Origin of the sequence: Devosia sp. (genome assembly GCF_014860165.1) — a bacterium.
Taxonomy (GTDB): Bacteria; Pseudomonadota; Alphaproteobacteria; order Rhizobiales; family Devosiaceae; genus Devosia.
Map to the genome: position 1 here is coordinate 77,397 of NZ_JACZKG010000032.1, position 19,625 is coordinate 97,021.

Genomic DNA, 19,625 nt, shown 5'->3' on the forward strand with positions numbered 1-19,625 from the left:
AAGAAGAGCCTTTGTCGGGTACCCCCACCTAGCCTCCCCCTGATAGGGGGAGGAATCCGGGCGGTGGGCCGGGCGAGATGGTGCTTTGAACTGGATCTTTTCCTCCCCTATCTGGGGGAGGTTAGGAGGGGGTATCCTCTATGAAAAAACCTGTCGAACAAATCCCCGTCACCGTCATCACCGAGCCGGGACGCCTGCTGGCGCTCGACGCCGATACCGCCCTGCTGCGCCTCCCCGCCAATTCCGGGCACGGCCACGACGACGGCTCAAGCTGCATCGCCTGCGCCATGCGCACCGATGTGCGGGCGCTGCTGTTCGACCTACTGGAAGAGGCCAAGCAGGGGCTGCGGCCGAAATTCACCAAGGTGATGGTGGATGCGAGCGCGGTCCCCGATACGTCGGTGGTGGTCGCCGCCCTCACCGGCAAGCTGCCGGCCCAGGCGCTGCGCGACCACACCGTCGCCCGCCTGTTCTATCTGGCCGGAACCGGGTGACGGCTCCCTCACGAATGCCTAGAGTCAGATTGCGATAGGGCAAAGAGGCGGCAATGCACAAACCCAAGATCGGCCTGGCGCTGGGTGGCGGCGCGGCCCGCGGCTGGTCTCACATCGGGGTCATTGAGGCCCTGACCCAGGCCGGCATCAAGCCGGACATCGTTTGCGGCACCTCAATGGGGGCTTTGGTCGGCGGGGTCTATGCCAGCGGCAGGCTGGCGGCCTTGCATGACTGGGCGCTGAAAGCCGACCGGCGCATCGTCACCTCGCTGGTCGACGTTGCCTTCATGGCCGGGGGGCTGATCGATGGCGTCCGGATTGTCGAGTGGCTCGGCAAGCTCGAGATCGCCAAAACCATCGAGGACCTCAAGATACCCTATGGTGCCGTGGCGACCGACGTCACCACCGGTCGCGAGATGTGGCTGCGCTCGGGCGCGCTGGACCGCGCCATTCGCGCTTCCATTGCCATGCCCGGCATCTTCAGTCCCATCCAGATCGATGACGTCTGGATGGTCGATGGCGGGCTGGTGAACCCGGTGCCGGTATCGCTGTGCCGCGCCATGGGCGCCGACTTCGTCATCGCCGTCAACGTCAACGAGGACCTGCTGGGACGGCGGCTGGTGCCCGAACCATCGCCCGAGGTCGACCTCCCCAAGCCCGCCAACCTGATGGAACTGCTTAAGGCGGCGCCCGCTGCCTGGGCGGCGCCCCTGGCCAGTTTCCGCCTGTTCGGCAGCCCCGCCACGCCGGGCTATTTCGACGTGCTGGCCAATGCGCTCAACATCATGCAGGACCATATCACGCGGTCGCGCCTGGCCGGCGAGCCACCGCATGCGCTGATCCTGCCGCGCGTGGTGGATATCGGCCTGCTCGACTTCCATCGCGCCGCCGAGGCCATAGCGGAAGGCCGGGCCGCCACCGAACGAGCCCTGCCCGCCATCGAAGCGCGGTTGAGCGGCACGCGACCGCTGTAGGATCAGGCCGGAAAGCGGCGAAGCGGCGTGTCCTGGCGCAGATAGAGCGGATGCTTGGGCGAGCCATCGCCATTGGTGCCAAAGCACCACAGATCGATGCCGTCGGCCCTGAGCGCGTCGACCAGCGCCTTGCCTGCCGGCGCCAGCGCCTTGTTGAGCTTGCCGTGGCAGAGAATGACGAAATCGGCCCCGGCCGCGGCCTGGCGGATGGCGGGCAGGTTGGCCTCCGATACCGCCACGACATCGGGCGCCAACAGCATTTTCGGGTCGGTGGCGCGATAGTCGCCGACATTGGCTTTGACCATGGCCGAATAGCCCTCGCGCTGGGCGAAGGTCCATTCGCGGGCACAGGTGGGATCGTTGGCCGTTGCATCGGCGGTGCTGGGGTTCATGCCGATGAACAGCACGTAGCGCTCGGGGAATGTCTCCCCGATCCAGCGCCGCATGAGCTGGCGGTAGCGACCGTCGGCACTGAACGTGGCGTCGCCCTTGACGCCCGGCATCAGCGGCAGGCGCACCTTGCCGCCGGGGTCATGCGCGGCAATGCTCATGCCGTCAGGTCGGCAGGCGGCACGAGGCCATTGATGAGCGACGCCGTCGTGATGGTATTGGCCAGGAGGCACGCAATGGTCATCGGTCCAACGCCACCCGGAACCGGGGTGATGGCGCCGGCAACCTCGGCCGCCTCGGCATAGGCCACGTCGCCCACCAGGCGGGTCTTGCCCTCGCCCCGTTCAGGCGCCGGAATGCGGTTGATGCCGACATCGATGACGGTGGCGCCCGGCTTGATCCAGTCACCCTTGACCATTTCCGGCCGGCCGACGGCGGCGACGACGATATCGGCCCCGCGGACCACATCCGGCAGGTTCTTCGTCTTGGAATGGGCCACCGTGACCGTGCAGTTCTCCCGCAGCAGGAGCTGCATCATCGGCTTGCCGACCAGGTTGGAGCGGCCGATGATGACGGCATTGAGCCCGGCCAGTGACCCGAGCTGGTCGCGCAGCAGCATGAGGCAGCCCAGCGGCGTGCAGGAGACCGGCCCGGGCAGGCCGATCTGCACCTTGCCGACATTGGCCGGCGTGAAGCAATCGACATCCTTGGACGGCTCGATGGCCTCGATCACCTTGATCGGATCAATGTGCTTTGGAACCGGCATCTGCACCAGAATGCCATGTACCCGGTCATCGGCATTGAGCTGGTGGACCAGGGCCAGCAGGTCGGCTTCGCTCGTATCCTCGGGCAGTTCATGCTTGAAGGAGGCCATGCCGACTTCGGCGGTCTGTTTGGCCTTGTTGGTGACATAGACCTGGCTGGCCGGATCATGGCCGACAATCACCACCGCGAGGCCGGGCGTGATGCCATGGTCGGCCTTGAGGCGCGCCACGTGGCCAGCGATGCGACCCCGCAGGTTCTCGGCGAAGCTCTTGCCGTCGATGATGCTTGCCGTCATGGGAACCTCCAAAGCCGATATGGCGCAGCAATAGAAAACGCGGCGGCGTTCGTCTATGGCCTTGCGGCGGGGCAGCCATGCGAGAAAGAAAAAGGCTGCAACGACATCTCTGTCATTGCAGCCTTGGGGAACATCGGCCGACCGCGCTGTTGAGGGCTTGGGGGACAAGCGGCCAACGCAACATTCCTCGCTCACCAGCTGCATGGGTCGCTTGCCGTGCCAGTGAACTGCAATGAAGATGGTGGCGAAATGCGGCGATAAAAGTGTCCTTCACACCGATGTGAAATCGCCGCCCCTCCGGCCCCACAGTTGAAGCGACGCCGCGAAGCTGTCATGCAGGAAGGCTAGACGCTGCCGGAAATTCAGCGCGATTCCGAGAAGATGGCAGGCTCAATCCGGAGCCCGCGAAAAGAAAGAACATCATGAGCACGATCAGCCCGCCCCGCCTCGAAAAGCAGTCCTTCACCGACCCCGAGAAGGCATGGGAATATCTGGCCGAGCTCTATCACCGCAATACCGGCTTCATCCGAGGCCATCTTGCCGACCTGGCCAAGGGCGTGGTGCCGGAAGGGCGGGTTCGCGCCTGCTACCCGCAGGTGGAAGTGCGCTCCACCAGCTACAGCAAGCATGAGAGCACCCTGCCCTATGGCTTCCTGCATACGCCGGGGCTCTATCGCACCACGGTGACCGCGCCCGACCTGTTCCGCACCTATTTCCAGGAGCAGTTCACCGTCATCCTCAAGAACCATGGCGGCACCATCGACATCGCCGAATCCGACACGCCCATCCCGCTGCATTTTGCCGTCAATCCAAGCGAGCGCATCGACGGCGAAGCGCTGAACGCGCTCAATATCCCGCTGCGCGACGTGTTCGACGCACCCGACCTGGGCAATACCGACGACGAAATCGCCAACGGCACCTTCGTGCCGCCCAAGGGCGGGCCCTACCCGCTATCGGCCTTCACGGCGCCGCGGGTGGACTATTCGCTGTTCCGGCTGAGCCACTATACCGGCACCGATGCGGCCCATTTCCAGAACTTCGTCATCTTCACCAACTACGCCTTCTACATCGAAGAATTCTGCCGGGTGGCCAAGCGCTACATGGCCGACGGGCACCCCCACTACCAGAGCTTCATCGAGCCGGGCAATGTGGTGACCGACAATACGCTAAGGGGCGGCAATACGGCCGGCTCGGCACCCGTACGGGCGCCGCAGATGCCAGCCTATCACCTGACCGCCGACCGCGGCCGTGGCATCACCATGGTCAATATCGGCGTCGGGCCTTCCAACGCCAAGACCATTACCGACCACATCGCGGTGCTCCGTCCGCATGCCTGGATCATGCTCGGCCACTGCGCCGGCCTGCGCAACAGCCAGGAACTGGGCGACTACGTGCTGGCCCATGCCTATGTGCGCGAGGACCATGTGCTCGACGCCGACCTGCCCCTCTCCGTGCCGATCCCGGCATTGGCAGAAGTCCAGGTCGCCCTCGAACAGGCCGTGCACGAGATCACTGAGACCGAAGGCATCGAGACTAAGAAGATCATGCGCACCGGCACGGTCGCGACCTTCGACAACCGCAATTGGGAATTGCGCGACCAGGCCGAGATCACCCAGCGGTTGAGCCAATCCCGCGCTGTGGCGCTGGACATGGAGAGCGCAACGATCGCCGCCAACGGGTTCCGGTTCCGCGTACCCTATGGGACGTTGCTGTGTGTGTCGGACAAGCCGCTGCATGGGGAGCTGAAACTGCCGGGCATGGCCTCGGACTTCTACCGTACGCAGGTCAACCGGCATCTGCAGATCGGGTTGCGGGCGATGGAGATCTTGCGCGACCAGCCGGCGGAACGGCTGCATTCGCGGAAACTGCGCAGCTTTGCGGAGACGGCGTTTCAGTAGGAAGAGGCGTCTAGGGCTGCCCACGATGTCATTCCGGCGAAGGCCGGAATCCATGTCCGCATGCCGCCCCTGGCTGGAGCGTCGTCGGAGGTCTCCCCGCATGGATTCCGGCCTTCGCCGGAATGACACAGTGGATTGAAGCCAGATCGAGCAACAAAAAGCCCGGCATCGCTGCCGGGCTTTGCATTCCGTTCGCCGAAATCAGCGGCCCTTGACCACCGAGTAGCCGGCATACTTGGCCGAGGTGCCGAGCTGCTCTTCGATACGAATGAGCTGGTTGTACTTGGCGAGGCGATCCGAACGCGACAGCGAGCCGGTCTTGATCTGACCGCAGTTCAGCGCCACCGCGAGGTCGGCAATGGTCGAATCCTCGGTCTCGCCCGAGCGGTGCGACATCACCGAGGTGTAGCCGGCGCGGTGGGCGGTATCGACCGCGTTGAGCGTCTCAGACAGCGAGCCGATCTGGTTGACCTTGACCAGGATCGAGTTGGCGACGCCCATCTTGATGCCGGAAACGAGGCGCTGCGTGTTGGTGACGAAGAGATCGTCGCCCACCAGCTGCACCTTCTTGCCGATGGCGTCGGTCAGGGCCTTCCAGCCCTCCCAATCGTCTTCGCCCATGCCGTCTTCGATCGTGATGATCGGATAGCGGTTGGCCAGGTCTTCGAGGAAGCGGACGTTTTCTTCGGAAGAGAGCGACTTACCCTCGCCTTCCATCTCGTACTTGCCGCCCTTGTAGTATTCGGTCGCGGCGCAATCGAGGCCGAGGAAGATGTCCTCGCCCGGCTTGTAGCCGGCCTTTTCGATCGAGCGCATGATGAAGCCCAACGCGTCATCGGCCGACTTGAGGTTGGGCGCAAAGCCGCCCTCGTCACCAACGGCGGTGTTGTGGCCCTCGGCCGAGAGACCCTTCTTGAGGGTGTGGAAGATTTCAGAGCCGATGCGGACGGCATCGGCGAGGTTTTCCGCGCCGGCCGGCAGGATCATGAATTCCTGCATGTCGATCGGGTTGTCCGCATGCTGGCCGCCATTGATGATGTTCATCATCGGCACGGGCAGCACATGGGCGTTGGGGCCGCCGATATAGCGGTAGAATGGCAATTCGCTCGATTCAGCAGCGGCCTTGGCCACGGCGAGCGACACGCCGAGAATGGCATTGGCGCCCAGGCGCGACTTGTTGGGCGTGCCGTCGAGCTCGATCATCGCCTGGTCGACGGCGAGCTGGTCGAGGGCGTCCATGCCCTGGATCTCGTCAAAGATCACCGAGTTGACGTTTTCGACCGCCTGGGTGACGCCCTTGCCGGAATACTTCTTGCCGCCATCGCGCAGCTCGACGGCTTCATGCGCGCCGGTGGACGCGCCCGAGGGAACGGCGGCGCGACCGAAGCTGCCATCGTCCAGCACCACATCGACTTCGACCGTGGGATTGCCGCGGCTGTCGTAAATCTGGCGGCCAGTGACATGGATGATTGAAGACATGGAAAGCCCCTTCCGGTTGGGTTCTGTCGGTTCGTTGCGCCTCTCCTAGACGCGGGGCGTGACAAGTAAAAGAGGGCGGCACAAAAAAATGCCTCACGGCGCCGGGCTGAGCCGGCGCGGCGGTTGATCGGTGGCCGGTTTATCGTTAATACGGCAGGCGACTTCCGGAGGACTCATGACCAAGCAACTCATCAAGCAGGTCGCCCATACCTGCATCTTCGCCCAAGATCTCGCCGCCACCGAGGCTTTCTATCGCGACGTCCTGGGCATCCCCAAGGCGTTCGATTTCCGGCGGGGCGAAGACTGGATCGGCTTCTACCTCGATCTGGGCGCCCGCACCTTCATCGAAGTGTTCCGCAAGGCAGAGTCCAGCTTCGACGAGAAGAACCAGATCAACCACATCTGCCTGGAGACTGATGACCTTGACGGCCTGCTGGCGCATGTGCGCGGCCAGGGCGTGGAGATCACCGACAAGAAGCTGGGCGCCGACGGGACGTGGCAGGCCTGGACCAAGGACCCGAACGGGGTGAAGCTGGAGATATTCCAGTACACCGAGAACAGCATGCAGTTCGGCGCCAGGGGCGGCGTTTGCCAGGTGAACTGGTAGAGCGCTTTTAGCGGATACCCGCCCTCGCCCACTGACCCGAGGACATTTCACTTTCGGAAGTGTCGGTAAGTACAGGGCCCTCGGGTCAAGCCCGAGGGTGACGATTGAGTACCAGGCAACGTCATCTCGAAAAATGGTTACGCGGGTTCCCTCAAGCCTGCCGTTCTACCTGGCCATCACCGATGAGCCAGGTCACCGCCTCCTGCACAGCCTCGACCGAGGTGTAGCGCGGCGCGTAGCCCAGCAGCCGTCGGCCCTTTTCGATCGAGCAATTGGGCGAACGGAAGATATGTTCCCAGGTGGCCGTGGCCTCGTCAGCGTCCTGCGATTTCGCCCATTCTTCGAACCCGGCGAAGCTGAGCCTGGGCTCATGACCGAACCAGCGGTACATCGCCTCGGCATAGCCGCGCAGGGTCAGCGCCGCCGCTGAGACCGCGTGGAAGCTCTCGCCCAGCGCCGCAGAGCGGTTCTCGATGGCCCGCATGACGACCTGCGCCACATCGTCGGCATGGACATGGTGCACGGTCTCCATGCCGAAATTGGGCAGCGCCAGCGTTTCGCCCCGGGCGATGGTGCTGAAGACGGCGGCGTTGAAATGCCCGGCCGGATTGAGCGGCGCCCAGCCGGGGCCGACGATATGGCCGGGATGGACGATGGTGGCGGGGAAGCCGTGCTGCCGGGCGCGGGCCAACAAGTCGGCCTCGATGGCGGCCTTGGCGATGCCGTAGTCGCCAAAGGGGTATTTGGCAGCGGATTCGGGGGTCGGGACGACTGAAGACGTGCCATGGGTCCAGATCGTGCCGATATGGATGAACTGGTTCACACGTCCCTGCAGGGCATCGGCAAGCTGGGTATTGCTGGCCTCGGTGAAGCAGATGAGATCGATGACGATATCAGCGCCGAGCGCGGCGATGGCCTGGCCGAAATGCCCCTTTGCTTCCTCGGCTTCGCGGTCGAGCACGACCGCAGTCACGTGCCCCCAGACCGGGCTTTGCTGGTAGGGCCGGGCGACGCCGCGGCTGACCGCGGTCACGTCATGGCCCGCCATCACGAGTCGGGGTATCAGATAGGTACCGATATGGCCGGTGGCGCCGATGACAACGACTTTGCTCATTTCGGCTCGTCCTTCTTGTGACCCTCGATTCGCTTCTCGGCCAGGGCCTTCTCGCTGGCCTGGCGCAGCTTTTCGGCCTTGGTCTGGCCGAACAGCACGCGGTTCTGTGCCGCCTGCACGTCCTTGGCGGCGCGAGCCTTCTGCTTGCGGGCGTTCCTGAGGTTGATGATCTCGGCCATGGCAGCTTCCTGATGCGCGACATGCGGCAGCCTAGCAGAACGGCCGTCTTGAATGGAAGTTATGCCGGCCGCTGCAGGACAAGATAGACGCTGTCGCACCATTCGTCGCCGAGCAGGAAGGTGCGCTCGGCGCGCCCCGTTTCGACGAAGCCCAGGCGGTCGAGGACCCGTAGCGAGGCCATGTTGCGCGGATCCACATCGGCGCAAAGTTCGGTAGCCGCCGTGTTACGGAAGGCGTGGTCGATGAAGGCGCGAGATGCCTCGGTGGCGAAGCCCTTGCCCCAGCAGTCCCGGCGCAGCATGAAGCCGAAATCGGGGAGGCGTCCTGCCCCGACATCGCCGATCACTCGGCCTTCATGCTCGATGACGAAGTCCTCGCCGCCATCGGCCGTGCGGGCGATCTTCCGTTCCAGCCAGGGCCGCGTGACCTCCCTGTTGGCATGGGGCAGCGTCGACCAGTAGCGCATGGCTACGGGGTCCGACATGATCTCGAACATGGCGTCGAGATCATCCAGACGCGGGCGCCTGAGCAACAGGCGCTCCGTGCGGATTTCCATCAGACCAACCGGCTTTGTTCCATGGCCGCGGCAATGAAGCTCGCAAACAACGGATGGGGTTCAAAGGGCTTGGACTTGAGCTCCGGGTGGAACTGCACACCGATGAACCACGGGTGGTCGGTGCGCTCGACGATTTCGGGGAGCTTGCCATCGGGCGAGACGCCGGAAAACAGCAGGCCATTCTTTTCGAGCAGCTTGCGGTAGTCCATGTTCACCTCGTAGCGGTGGCGATGGCGCTCGGAGATGCGGGTGGTGCCATAGATATCTGCGACGCGGGAGCCGCGGGTGAGCTGGGCCGGATAGGCGCCCAGGCGCATGGTGCCGCCCAGGTCGCCTTCGGCAGCGCGCTGCTCGGTTTCGTTGCCCTTCACCCACTCGGTCATCATGCCCACGATTGGCTCCTTGGTGGGGCCGAACTCGGTCGATGAGGCATTCTTGATACCGGCGGTGTTGCGGGCCGCTTCGACGCAGGCCATCTGCATGCCGAAGCAGATGCCGAAATAGGGCACGTCCTTGACGCGGGCAAAGCGCGCGGCCTCGATCTTGCCGGCCGAGCCGCGCTCACCGAACCCGCCGGGCACCAGGATGCCGTGAACATGCTCGAGATAGGGCGCCGGGTCGTCGCGCTCGAACACCTCCGAGTCGATCCACTGCAGGTTGACCTTGACCTTGTTGGCGATGCCGCCATGGGTCAGGGCCTCCGAGAGCGACTTATAGGCATCCTTGAGGCCGGTATATTTGCCCACGATGGCGATGTTAACCTCGCCCTCGGGATTGTGGAGGCGGGTGGAAACGTCCTGCCAGGCGGAGAGATCGGGCTCAGGCGCATCGGTTATGCCGAAGGACGCCAGGATTTCGCGGTCGAGGCCCTCCTTGTGGTAGGCCAGCGGCACGTCATAGATCGAACCGACATCGAGGCCCTGGATGACGGCGCTTTCGCGCACGTTGCAGAAGAGGCTGAGCTTCTTCTTCTCGCCATCGGGGATCGGGCGGTCGCAGCGCACCAGCAGCACGTCGGGAGCAATGCCGATGGAGCGGAGCTCCTTGACCGAGTGCTGGGTCGGCTTGGTCTTGAGCTCGCCGGCCGAAGGAATATAGGGCATCAGCGTCAGATGCAGGTAGCAGGTGTGGCCGCGCGGCAGGTCGTTGCCGAGCTGGCGGATCGCCTCGAAGAAGGGCAGGCCCTCGATATCGCCGACCGTTCCGCCGATCTCGACCAGCACGAAATCGAACTCGTCATTGCCCTCGATGACGAAATTCTTGATGGCGTCGGTCACATGCGGAATGACCTGCACGGTGGCGCCCAGATATTCGCCGCGGCGTTCCTTGGCCAGGATGTCCGAATAGATGCGGCCCGTGGTGATGTTGTCGCGCTTGGTCGCGGCCCGGCCGGTGAAGCGCTCGTAGTGCCCCAGGTCCAGATCGGTCTCGGCGCCGTCATCGGTGACGAAGACCTCGCCATGCTGGGTGGGCGACATGGTGCCCGGATCGATGTTGAGATAGGGGTCGAGCTTCCTCAGGCGGACCTTGTAGCCGCGCGCTTGCAGCACGGCACCGAGCGCCGCCGATGCAAGACCTTTACCCAATGAGGAGACCACGCCTCCGGTGATGAATACGTACCGAGCCATGGGCGTTCACCTTAATCACATCAGCATCGATTCGTAGAGCCGGCAGCCGGCTCTACACAAAAAGAAGAAGGGGATGTTTCCATCCCCCTTTTTGGTCTCGTCAGTTGGTCGCCGGAGCGGCCGGCGTTTCGGCGGGCGTCTCCGCCGGAACCTCGGGCACCGGCAACTCGCTCGATGCCTCCGGAGCCGCGGCTGGCGCCGTTTCGGTCGCGGGCGCGGTGTCGGTGGCCGCCGGGGCCGTTTCGGTGACCGGAACGGGCAGATCGGAAGCCGGCGCCTCCGGCTGCAGCGCGTTCAGCGCATCAAGCACATTGGTCGGCGTCTCGCCATCCTCGGTCGTGGTCGCGCCTTCGAGAATGCCCGAGGTGCTGCGATCAAGTTCCGACAAGATGGTCAGGCCAATCGCGGTGGCGAAGAACAGGGTCGCCAGAATCGCCGTGGTCCGGGTGAGCAGGTTGGCCGAGCCGCGCGCGGTCATGAAACCGCCGCCACCACCACCGCCAATGCCCAGCGCACCGCCCTCGGAGCGCTGCAGCAGGATCACTGCAATCAGCGCCAGGACGATCAGCAAATAGGCCACGATCAGGACGTTCGCCATTGTGTCTCAGTCTATAGGTCTAAGCAAAAGATGCGGCGTCTTACACGCCCCGCGTGACAAATGCCAGAGCCCGGCCGGATTTTCCGGCCCGCCTCCGGCACATGCGCGCTATACCGCCGAGATAATGGTGGCAAAGTCCTTTGCCAAGAGGCTGGCGCCGCCGACCAGCCCGCCATTGACGTTATCCAGGGCCAGGATCTCGCGCGCATTCTGCGGCTTGAGCGAGCCGCCATAGAGAATTTGCACCGTAGCGCCCCGCTCGCCGAAGCGGTCGACGAGCAGCCGGCGGATCGCGCCATGCATCTGGGCGATCTCGTCATTGCTGGGGGTGCGGCCCGTGCCGATGGCCCAGACCGGCTCATAGGCGACAACCACGTCATGCTGGCCGGCCGCTTCGGGAACGGAGCCGGCAAGCTGGCTCGCCACCACGGCCTCGGCATTGCCGGCATCGCGTTCGGCCTCGGTCTCGCCGACGCAGATGATGGGCTTGAGGCCGGCGCCCATGGCGGCTTCGGCCTTGGCGCGCACCAGATCATCGGTTTCGCCATAGGCGGCGCGGCGCTCGGAATGGCCAACGATGACATACTGGGCGCCGGCATCGGCCAGCATCCCGGCCGCGACGTCGCCAGTATGCGGCCCTGCGGCGCTCGGGTGACAGTCCTGACCACCGGCCAGGATGCCGCTGGAGGCGCCCTGTCGGGCCACGGCAGCCAGGATGGTCGCGGGCGGGCAGATGACGACCACGGCGCGGGGCGCATCGCCCGTTGTCATGATGCCTGCCAGGGTCGTCAGCTCGTCGAGCGACGCCCTCATGCCGTTCATTTTCCAGTTCCCTGCGATCAGCGGCGTTATTGTCGTTGTCACTCTTTGCTCCTGCTGCCTCTTGCACCGGGGAAAGGATTGCCCTAACCCCGGCTGTCAAAATGGATTACTAGTGCCCTCCCGCTGGCGCGGTAAAGCCTCATGTTGCCCAACTGGAACGTCTCAGATGCTCGATAGTTTGCGTGTTTTTGCAAAATCCTGGCCCGGCAAGATTATGGGCGCCTGTCTGCTGGTGGGCCTGGCGGGCTTCGGCATCAACAATGTCATCACCGATCTGGGCAGCAATACCGTCGCCCGCGTCGGCGATGAGGAAATCAATTCGCGCGAATTCCTGCGGGCGTATCAGAACCAGCTGAACCAGGTAGCGCAGCAGCTCGGCTCGGTGCCGACCGCCCAGGATGCCGTCGCCCTGGGCGTCCCGTCGATGGTGCTGCAGAACCTGGCGCAGGACGCCGCGCTCGACCAGCTCGCCACCGGCTTTGGCCTCGGCGTATCGCAGGCCAAGCTCAGCGAAATGCTGCGCGAGGACCCGTCGTTCCAGAACGCGCTGGGTGCGTTCAATCCGGAGAGCTTTCGCCAGGTGCTGCAGATGAGCGGCCTGACGGAGGCCGAGTATTTCGAGGACCAGAGCGACGCGGCACGGCGCCAGCAGCTGATCCTGAGCCTGTTCGGCGACACCAAGCTGCCCGACACGGCGGCAAACCTGATCAACCGCTATGTCGCCGACCAGCGCACCATCGAGTATTTCACGCTGGGCGAGACCAATATCGAAACCCCGGCCGCACCGACCGAGGCGGAGCTCGCCGCCTACCTCGCCGAGCACCAGGCCGAGTTCCGCACGGTGGAGACACGCAACGTGCAGATGCTGCGCCTGTCGGTGGCCGACCTGGCAGCAACCAAGGTCGCCGCGATCACCGACGATGCCATTGCCGCCGAATACGAGCGCAGCAAGGCGACGCTGAGCAAGGCCGAGCGGCGCACGATCCAGCAGGTCGTGCTCAATGACGAGCAGGTCGCAGCGTTCGAAGCCGGCCTCGCGGCTGGCACGCCGTTCGCGACGCTGGTCGCCGACGCGGGGCTGACGCCGACGGACCTGGGCACGCTGGCCCAGGCCGATATCAACGATGCAGGCCTCGCGACCGCCGCCTTCGGGCTGGCGGAAGGCGCCTTTGTCGTCATCGATGGCGTGGCCGGCAAGCGCGCCGTGCATGTTTCGACCATCGAGGCGGGTGGCGTCCCTGATCTGGCGGATGTGCGCGACCAGGTTGCTGAAAACCTGGCCCTCGCCGAAGCCCGCACCGAACTGGCCGATGTGCAGGACCAGATCGAGGAATTGCGTGCCGCCTTCCGGCCGCTGACCGAGATCGCCCAGCGCTATGGCCTCGACCTCTACGAGGCCGACGTGACCGCTGGCGGCGCCGAGCTGACTGTGATCCCCGATCTTGCCGCCGAAGACGCACCGCGCGTCACCCAGGCCATCTTCAAGGCCGAGCAGGGTGGTCTGACCGCTGCCATTCCGCTGGCCGGCAACGGCAACCTGTGGTTTGACCTCAACGCCATCGAACCTGCGCGCGACCAGACCCTGGACGAAGTGCGCGACCAGGTCGCCGAGACGATGACAGCCGAACGCGTCAACAACGCCATCATCGCGGCGCAGGCCGAGGCCGTGGCACGTCTCGATGCCGGCGAGGCACTGGCAGACGTGGCAGCCGCCTACAACGTCTTCCCGCAGCTCAGCGCGCCGTTCACCCGCTTTGGCTCCTCGGATGGCACGATCGACGGCGCCGTGGCTTCGGCCGCCTTTGCCGGCGATGCCAGCCATCACGGCTCTGCCGTGAGCCAGGGCGGCGAGTTCATCGTCTTCCAGGTGACTGACCTGACCGAACCCGCAGCACCGCTCGAGGCATCGGCCAGCGCCACGCTCGAAAACGAGGCGCGCATCGGTATCTATGGCGACTTCGTCACCGCGGTAAGGGACGATGCGCGCATGGTCATCAACCAGCAGACCCTGCAACAGGTGCTGGCGCTCAATACCGGCCTGTAATCGACAGGCCGGACTTCACCCCAACTGGACACGACAACGATGGGCGACGACTTCTATCAGCGCTTCTCCGAGCAATACGATGCTGGAAAGTCGCAGATCGTCTGGCGTCGCATCGTGGCGGACCTCGAGACACCTGTCGGGACCTATCTGAAGCTGGCGCAGGGCCGGAAGAACACCTTCCTGCTCGAGTCGGTGCAGGATGCCGCGGTGCGGGGTCGTTACTCGATCATCGGCACGCAGCCTGACGTGATTCTCAAGGTCGAGGCCGGCGCGGCAGCGATCAATCGCTCGGCGCAGATCGACGATGCGGCCTTCGTGCCCCTCCCCGACCTGCCCCTCGATGCGTTGCGCAACCTGGTCGCCGACAGCAAGATCGACGTGCCGCCTGGCCTGCCGCCGCAGTCCGCAGGCGTCTATGGCTATCTCGGCTACGAAATGGTCCGCTACATGGAAGTGCTGCCCGACAGCAATCCGGACCACTTGCAGACCCCCGAAGCCGTGCTAATGCGCCCCTCGCTCCTGGCCATCTTCGATACGCTCAAGGATGAGCTCTACCTGACGGCGCCAGTCTATGTGCGCGCAGGCGTCTCGGCGCGACAGGCCTATGAGGCCGCCGAAGCGCGGATCGACGACGCCATCACCCGGCTCGGACGGGCGCTGCCGACGACACCGGCTTTGCCCGATCTCGAATCCATCGCCGTCACCAGCAACACGTCGAAAGACGAGTATTTTGCCATGGTGGCCAAGGCCAAGGACTACATCACCGCCGGGGATATCTTCCAGGTGGTGCTGAGCCAGCGCTTCGAGGCCGAGTTCACCCTGCCCCCGACAGCGCTCTATCGCGCCCTGCGCCGCACCAATCCCAGCCCCTATATGTATTTCCTCGATTTCGGCACCTTCGCGGTTGCCGGATCGAGCCCGGAAATCCTGGTGCGGGTGCAGGATGGCGAGGTGACGATCCGCCCCATCGCTGGCACGCGCAAGCGCGGCTCGACCCCGACGCGCGACCAGGAACTGGCAGCCGAACTTTTGGCCGATCCCAAGGAGCTGGCCGAACACCTGATGCTGCTCGACCTCGGCCGCAATGATGTGGGACGCGTGGCCAAGACCGGCACGGTCAGGGTCACGGACAAGTTCTTCCTCGAATACTATTCCCACGTCATGCACATCGTTTCCAACGTCGTGGGCGTGCTCGACCCGAAATACGACTTCGTCGATGCCCTCTCGGCCGGCTTCCCGGCGGGCACGGTTTCCGGCGCGCCAAAAGTGCGGGCGATGGAGATCATCGACGAATTGGAGAAATCGCGCCGCGGCATCTATGGCGGCTGCGTCGGCTATTTCGGCGCCGACGGCACCATGGACACCTGCATCGTGCTGCGCACCGCCATCCTCAAGGATGGCAAGCTCTATGTGCAGTCTGGCGCTGGCATCGTCGCCGACAGCGTGCCCGAGCTCGAGCAGATGGAATGCGAAAACAAGGCCCGCGCCCTTTTCAGCGCCGCCGAGGAAGCGCTACGCTATGCTGGCGAGGCGAGGATCGGGCAATGAGCAGAAATCGATACACACTCGGTGTCATTCCCGCGCAGGCGGGAATGACCCGGTGGATAGTACAGCCTGGATTGCCCAATGACCCGCACTCTCGTCATCGATAACTACGATAGCTTCACCTACAACCTCGTCCATTTCCTGGGCGAGCTGGGCGCCGACATTACCGTCGTGCGCAACGACAAGATCACGCTCGACGAGATCGCCGCCATGGCGCCCGAGGCTATCGTGCTGTCGCCCGGCCCCTGCACGCCTAACGAAGCCGGCATCTGCCTCGCGCTGATCGACCGCTTCAAGGCGCAAATCCCCATTCTCGGCGTCTGCCTGGGCCACCAGGCCATCGGTCAGGCCATGGGCGGCGACGTGATCCGCGCGCCGCACCTCGTCCACGGCAAGACCAGCAAAATCCACCACACCGGCAAGGGCCTGTTTCGCGGGCTCAACAATGACTTCGAGGCGACACGCTACCACTCGCTGATCGTCAAGCAGGACACCCTGCCCGCGACGCTCGAAGTCACCGCCACGACCGATGACGGCCTGATCATGGGCATGCAGCACAAGAGCCTGCCGGTGCACGGCGTGCAGTTCCACCCCGAGAGCATCGCCAGCGAGAACGGCCACGCCCTGCTGCAGAATTTCCTCAACCTGGCGCGCGACTTCAACCAGAAGCGAGCCGCATGATGGATATCAAGGCAGCACTCAACAAGATCGCCAGCCGCAAGGACCTGACCGGCGAGGAAATGCGCGCCGTCATGCGCACGATCATGGCCGGCGAAGCCACGCCCAGCCAGATCGGCGCCTTCCTGATGGGCATGCGGGTCAAGGGCGAAACCGTCGTCGAAATCGCCGCCGCAGTATCGATCATGCGCGAGCAGATGATCCCGGTCGTTACGTCGGACGACGCCATCGACATCGTTGGCACCGGCGGCGATGGCGCCGGCACGCTCAACATCTCCACAGCCAGCGCCATTGTGGTTGCCTCCTGCGGCGTACCGGTGGCCAAGCATGGCAATCGCGCACTGTCGTCCAAATCGGGCGCCTCGCAGGTGCTGGAAGCGCTGGGCGTCAAGCTCGACCTGACTCCGGCCGAAATCGGCGCGGCCGTCGACAAAGCCGGCATCGGCTTCATGTTCGCGCCCATGCACCACCCGGCGATGAAGCATGTCGGACCCTCGCGTACCGAAATGGGGACGCGCACGCTGTTCAACCTGTTGGGTCCGCAATCCAACCCGGCCGGCGTTCGGCGCTACCTGCTTGGCGTCTATGACGAGCAATGGGTCGAGCCCGTCGCTGCGGCCCTGCTGGCCAACCGTGCCATCAAGGCCTGGGTTGTCCATGGCAGCGATGGGCTGGATGAAATCACCACGACCGGACCGACGCATGTGGCCCAGATCGAGGGGGGAAGCCTCACCACCTTCGAGATCACACCGGAACAATATGGCCTGCCGCGGGCCACGCTGGACGACCTGCGCGGCGGCGAACCGGCCGACAACGCTCTCGCCATGACGCGACTGTTGGACGGCGCCCCTAGCGCCTACCGCGACATCGTGCTGCTCAACAGCGCTGCGGCGCTGTTTGTGGCGGACCGGGTGGATACGATTGAGGCCGGGATTGCCATGGCGCGGGACGCCCTCGATTCCGGCAAGGCAAAACAGACACTCGCCCGCCTCGTGGCGGTATCGAACGGACGCTAGTCATGACCGACATTCTCAAGCAGATCGAGGCCTATAAGCGCGAGGAAATCGCCGCTGCAAAGTCCATGCGGCCCTGGGCTGAAGTGGTGGCGCAGGCGCATGACCAGCCTGCCCCGCGCGGCTTCATCCGCGCCATCAAGGCCAAGCGGGCCCAGGGCCAGTACGCCCTGATCGCCGAGGTCAAGAAAGCCAGCCCATCCAAGGGCCTGATCCGCGCCGACTTCAACCCGGCCGAGATCGCCCGCAGCTACGAAATGGCGGGGGCGGCCTGCCTGTCCGTCCTGACGGACCGCCCCAGCTTCCAGGGATCACCGAGCTACCTGATCGAAGCGCGCGCAGCCACGCAATTGCCGGTGCTGCGCAAGGATTTCCTGTTCGAAACGTACCAGGTGGCAGAGGCCCGCGCCTGGGGTGCTGACTGCATCCTGATCATCCTGGCCGCCGTCGGGGACGATGTGGCGCGCTTCCTGCTCGACGCGGCCGAGGAATGGAAGATGGATGCCCTGGTCGAGGTGCATGACCAACTGGAGCTGGACCGCGCCCTGGCGCTGGGGGCAGAGTTCATCGGCATCAACAATCGCAACCTGCGCACCTTCGAGACCACGCTCGATACCTCGATCAAGCTCGCCGTCGGCGTGCCGAAAGGCACGCTGCTGGTCAGCGAAAGCGGCATCCTCAACCATGAGCACCTGCTCAAGCTCGACCATGAGGCCGGCATCGGCACCTTCCTCGTGGGGGAAAGCCTGATGCGCCAGGACGACGTGGTCGCCGCGACCCGTGCGCTGCTGATGGGCGCGCCACAGGCGGTCCGCTGATGGTCCAGGGCCTCACCCATCTCAACGCCCGGGGCGAGGCCCATATCGTCGATATCGGTGACAAGGCGGTTACGCGTCGGCGCGCCGTGGCACAGGCGCGGATCCTGGCCCAGCCGGAGACGATTGCCACCATCATGGGCGGCGGCCTCAAGAAGGGCGACGCCCTCGCGGTCGCCCGTATTGCCGGCATCATGGCGGCCAAGAAGACAAGCGAGTTGATCCCCCTCTGCCACCCGATTGCGCTGACCAAGGTGAGCGTCGATATCATGGGCGATGGCGACGCCGCGATCCTCATCCATGCCACCGCCGAGACCACCGGACAGACCGGGGTTGAAATGGAAGCCCTGGTGGCCGCCTCCACGGCCGCGCTGACGCTTTACGACATGGCCAAGGCGATCGATCGGGCCATGGTCGTCACCGATCTCTGCCTGCTGGAGAAATCGGGCGGCAAATCGGGCGATTTCAGCCGCCCGGATCTGGAAAAATGAGCCTGCTTCCGGTCGATGACGCGATAGGCGCGATCCTGCAGCGCGTCCCCGCGCCGACCGGGGACCCCGTTTCGCTGGCCGACGCCGCCGGGCGCATCTTGCTGGAGCCGGTGATCGCCACGCATGATCAGCCGCCCTTCAATGCCAGCGCCATGGATGGCTATGCCATGCGGGCCGCCGACGTCGTCGCGGGCCACCGCCTTGCCCTCATCGGCACGTCGCAGGCTGGGGCGGGCTTCTCCGGCACAGTCGGCGCGGGCCAGGCCGTCCGTATTTTCACGGGCGCGCCCGTGCCAGCAGGGGCCGACACGGTCATCATGCAGGAAGAGGCCGTGGTCGAAGACGGCCATGTCTCGTTCACCGCCCCGGCCCGGCTGGGCCACAGCGTCCGGCCGCTGGGCAATGACTTTGCGCGCGGCCAGGTCCTCGTCGACGCCGGCACACGCCTCGGCGCCATGCAGCTTGCCGTGGCCGCCGCTGCCAATGTCGCGACGCTCTTCGTCGCCAGGCGCCCGCGCGTGGCGCTGCTGGCGACCGGTGACGAACTGGTGCTGCCCGGCCAGCCACTGGGCGCCGACCAGATCGTCGCCTCCAACAGCTTCGGCCTGCGCCCCCTGCTCGCACGCTACGCCGCTGACGTGGCCGACCATGGCATCGCCAGGGATGACCGCGACGAACTGCGCGGCAAGTTGGCCGCCATCTTTGCCGAGGAGCCCGATATCCTGGTCACGACCGGCGGCGCCAGCGTGGGCGACCACGACATCGTGCAGGAAATCCTCCTGGAACTGGGCGTGACGCTCGACTTCTGGCGCATCAATATGCGTCCGGGCAAGCCGCTGATGTTCGGCACGCGCGGCAGGACGCTGGTCTTTGGCCTGCCCGGCAATCCGGTGTCGGCCATGGTCACGGCGATCGTCTTCATCAAACCGGCTTTGCGCCGCTGGCTCGGACACACCGAACCGGCGACATGGCGCCTGCCCCTCGCCGGCCCCACCCCGCCCAATACGGCGCGCCGCCACTTCATGCGCGCCCAGTTGCGGCATACCACGACCGGACCGGAGCTGCTGCCGATCTCCCAGACCGATAGCGGCCATACCTCGTCGCTTGCCCATGCCGACATGCTGATCATCCAGCCGGAACACGATCCGGGGCAGCCGGCCGGGACTATTGTCGAGGCACTTGAGATCGAAGCATTCTGACAATCCTGCCGGCTACAGGACTGCTGCCCCAGCAAGCATA

20 protein-coding genes are annotated in these 19,625 nt (G+C 64.9%); 11 read left to right on the forward strand and 9 right to left on the reverse strand.

Going from position 1 to position 19,625, the window contains the following annotated elements; translation table 11 throughout:
* Nucleotides 1-140: 140 nt before the first annotated feature.
* Entirely contained in the window at nucleotides 141-494 is a 354-nt protein-coding gene (locus IH615_RS07420) for a hypothetical protein (RefSeq protein WP_291361053.1), read from the forward strand.
* Nucleotides 495-547: 53 nt separating this feature from the next.
* Complete coding sequence (locus tag IH615_RS07425; protein ID WP_291361054.1) at nucleotides 548-1,468, forward strand: patatin-like phospholipase family protein; 921 nt, start codon at nucleotides 548-550, stop codon at nucleotides 1,466-1,468.
* A gap of 2 nt (nucleotides 1,469-1,470) precedes the next feature.
* On the opposite strand, the gene IH615_RS07430 is transcribed toward IH615_RS07425, so the two are convergent.
* Both IH615_RS07430 and folD read right to left on the reverse strand, forming a co-directional pair.
* Nucleotides 1,471-2,019, reverse strand: coding sequence for a DUF1643 domain-containing protein (locus IH615_RS07430; RefSeq protein ID WP_291361055.1), 549 nt, complete (start codon nucleotides 2,017-2,019; stop codon nucleotides 1,471-1,473).
* A complete protein-coding gene (gene folD, locus IH615_RS07435; RefSeq protein WP_291361057.1) occupies nucleotides 2,016-2,918 on the reverse strand; it encodes a bifunctional methylenetetrahydrofolate dehydrogenase/methenyltetrahydrofolate cyclohydrolase FolD in 903 nt (300 codons plus the stop codon). The genes IH615_RS07430 and folD overlap by 4 nt, the downstream gene beginning before the upstream one ends.
* A gap of 422 nt (nucleotides 2,919-3,340) precedes the next feature.
* On the opposite strand from folD, the gene IH615_RS07440 reads away from it, so the two are divergent.
* Entirely contained in the window at nucleotides 3,341-4,816 is a 1,476-nt protein-coding gene (locus tag IH615_RS07440) for an AMP nucleosidase (RefSeq protein WP_291361059.1), read from the forward strand.
* A 201-nt stretch (nucleotides 4,817-5,017) separates the two neighbouring features.
* On the opposite strand, the gene eno is transcribed toward IH615_RS07440, so the two are convergent.
* Complete coding sequence (eno, locus tag IH615_RS07445; protein ID WP_291361061.1) at nucleotides 5,018-6,295, reverse strand: phosphopyruvate hydratase; 1,278 nt, start codon at nucleotides 6,293-6,295, stop codon at nucleotides 5,018-5,020.
* A gap of 175 nt (nucleotides 6,296-6,470) precedes the next feature.
* Between eno and IH615_RS07450 the strand changes: the two genes are divergently transcribed.
* On the forward strand, nucleotides 6,471-6,902 hold the full coding sequence (locus tag IH615_RS07450) for a VOC family protein (protein ID WP_291361063.1): 432 nt from the start codon (nucleotides 6,471-6,473) through the stop codon (nucleotides 6,900-6,902).
* Nucleotides 6,903-7,053: 151 nt separating this feature from the next.
* On the opposite strand, the gene IH615_RS07455 is transcribed toward IH615_RS07450, so the two are convergent.
* From IH615_RS07455 to tpiA, 6 genes are all read right to left on the reverse strand, one after another.
* The gene (locus IH615_RS07455; RefSeq protein WP_291361065.1) at nucleotides 7,054-8,016 is read right to left on the reverse strand and encodes an NAD-dependent epimerase/dehydratase family protein; all 963 of its coding nucleotides are present in this window, start codon (nucleotides 8,014-8,016) and stop codon (nucleotides 7,054-7,056) included.
* The gene (locus IH615_RS07460) at nucleotides 8,013-8,195 is read right to left on the reverse strand and encodes a DUF4169 family protein (RefSeq protein WP_291361066.1); all 183 of its coding nucleotides are present in this window, start codon (nucleotides 8,193-8,195) and stop codon (nucleotides 8,013-8,015) included. Before IH615_RS07460 ends, IH615_RS07455 begins: the two co-directional genes overlap by 4 nt.
* A 59-nt stretch (nucleotides 8,196-8,254) precedes the next feature.
* A complete protein-coding gene (locus IH615_RS07465) occupies nucleotides 8,255-8,752 on the reverse strand; it encodes a GNAT family N-acetyltransferase (RefSeq protein WP_291361068.1) in 498 nt (165 codons plus the stop codon).
* Nucleotides 8,752-10,380, reverse strand: coding sequence for a CTP synthase (locus IH615_RS07470; protein WP_291361069.1), 1,629 nt, complete (start codon nucleotides 10,378-10,380; stop codon nucleotides 8,752-8,754). Before IH615_RS07470 ends, IH615_RS07465 begins: the two co-directional genes overlap by 1 nt.
* Nucleotides 10,381-10,480: 100 nt before the next feature.
* A complete protein-coding gene (gene secG, locus IH615_RS07475; RefSeq protein ID WP_291361071.1) occupies nucleotides 10,481-10,978 on the reverse strand; it encodes a preprotein translocase subunit SecG in 498 nt (165 codons plus the stop codon).
* 108 nt (nucleotides 10,979-11,086) lie between these two features.
* The gene (gene tpiA / locus IH615_RS07480; protein WP_291361072.1) at nucleotides 11,087-11,842 is read right to left on the reverse strand and encodes a triose-phosphate isomerase; all 756 of its coding nucleotides are present in this window, start codon (nucleotides 11,840-11,842) and stop codon (nucleotides 11,087-11,089) included.
* A 124-nt stretch (nucleotides 11,843-11,966) separates the two neighbouring features.
* Between tpiA and IH615_RS07485 the strand changes: the two genes are divergently transcribed.
* From IH615_RS07485 to glp, 7 genes are all read left to right on the forward strand, one after another.
* A complete protein-coding gene (locus IH615_RS07485) occupies nucleotides 11,967-13,844 on the forward strand; it encodes a peptidylprolyl isomerase (RefSeq protein ID WP_291361073.1) in 1,878 nt (625 codons plus the stop codon).
* Nucleotides 13,845-13,883: 39 nt separating this feature from the next.
* Nucleotides 13,884-15,392, forward strand: coding sequence for an anthranilate synthase component I (gene trpE / locus IH615_RS07490; protein ID WP_291361075.1), 1,509 nt, complete (start codon nucleotides 13,884-13,886; stop codon nucleotides 15,390-15,392).
* A gap of 78 nt (nucleotides 15,393-15,470) precedes the next feature.
* Entirely contained in the window at nucleotides 15,471-16,070 is a 600-nt protein-coding gene (locus IH615_RS07495) for an aminodeoxychorismate/anthranilate synthase component II (RefSeq protein WP_291361076.1), read from the forward strand.
* Nucleotides 16,067-17,083, forward strand: a complete 1,017-nt coding sequence (gene trpD, locus IH615_RS07500; protein ID WP_291361077.1) for an anthranilate phosphoribosyltransferase — start codon at nucleotides 16,067-16,069, stop codon at nucleotides 17,081-17,083. The genes IH615_RS07495 and trpD overlap by 4 nt, the downstream gene beginning before the upstream one ends.
* 2 nt (nucleotides 17,084-17,085) lie before the next feature.
* Nucleotides 17,086-17,898 (forward strand): indole-3-glycerol phosphate synthase TrpC, encoded by an 813-nt coding sequence (gene trpC / locus IH615_RS07505; protein ID WP_291361078.1) that lies wholly within the window; start codon nucleotides 17,086-17,088, stop codon nucleotides 17,896-17,898.
* Nucleotides 17,898-18,386 (forward strand): cyclic pyranopterin monophosphate synthase MoaC, encoded by a 489-nt coding sequence (gene moaC / locus IH615_RS07510; RefSeq protein WP_291361079.1) that lies wholly within the window; start codon nucleotides 17,898-17,900, stop codon nucleotides 18,384-18,386. The genes trpC and moaC overlap by 1 nt, the downstream gene beginning before the upstream one ends.
* Nucleotides 18,383-19,585 (forward strand): gephyrin-like molybdotransferase Glp, encoded by a 1,203-nt coding sequence (glp, locus tag IH615_RS07515; RefSeq protein WP_291361080.1) that lies wholly within the window; start codon nucleotides 18,383-18,385, stop codon nucleotides 19,583-19,585. The genes moaC and glp overlap by 4 nt, the downstream gene beginning before the upstream one ends.
* Nucleotides 19,586-19,625: the final 40 nt, after the last annotated feature.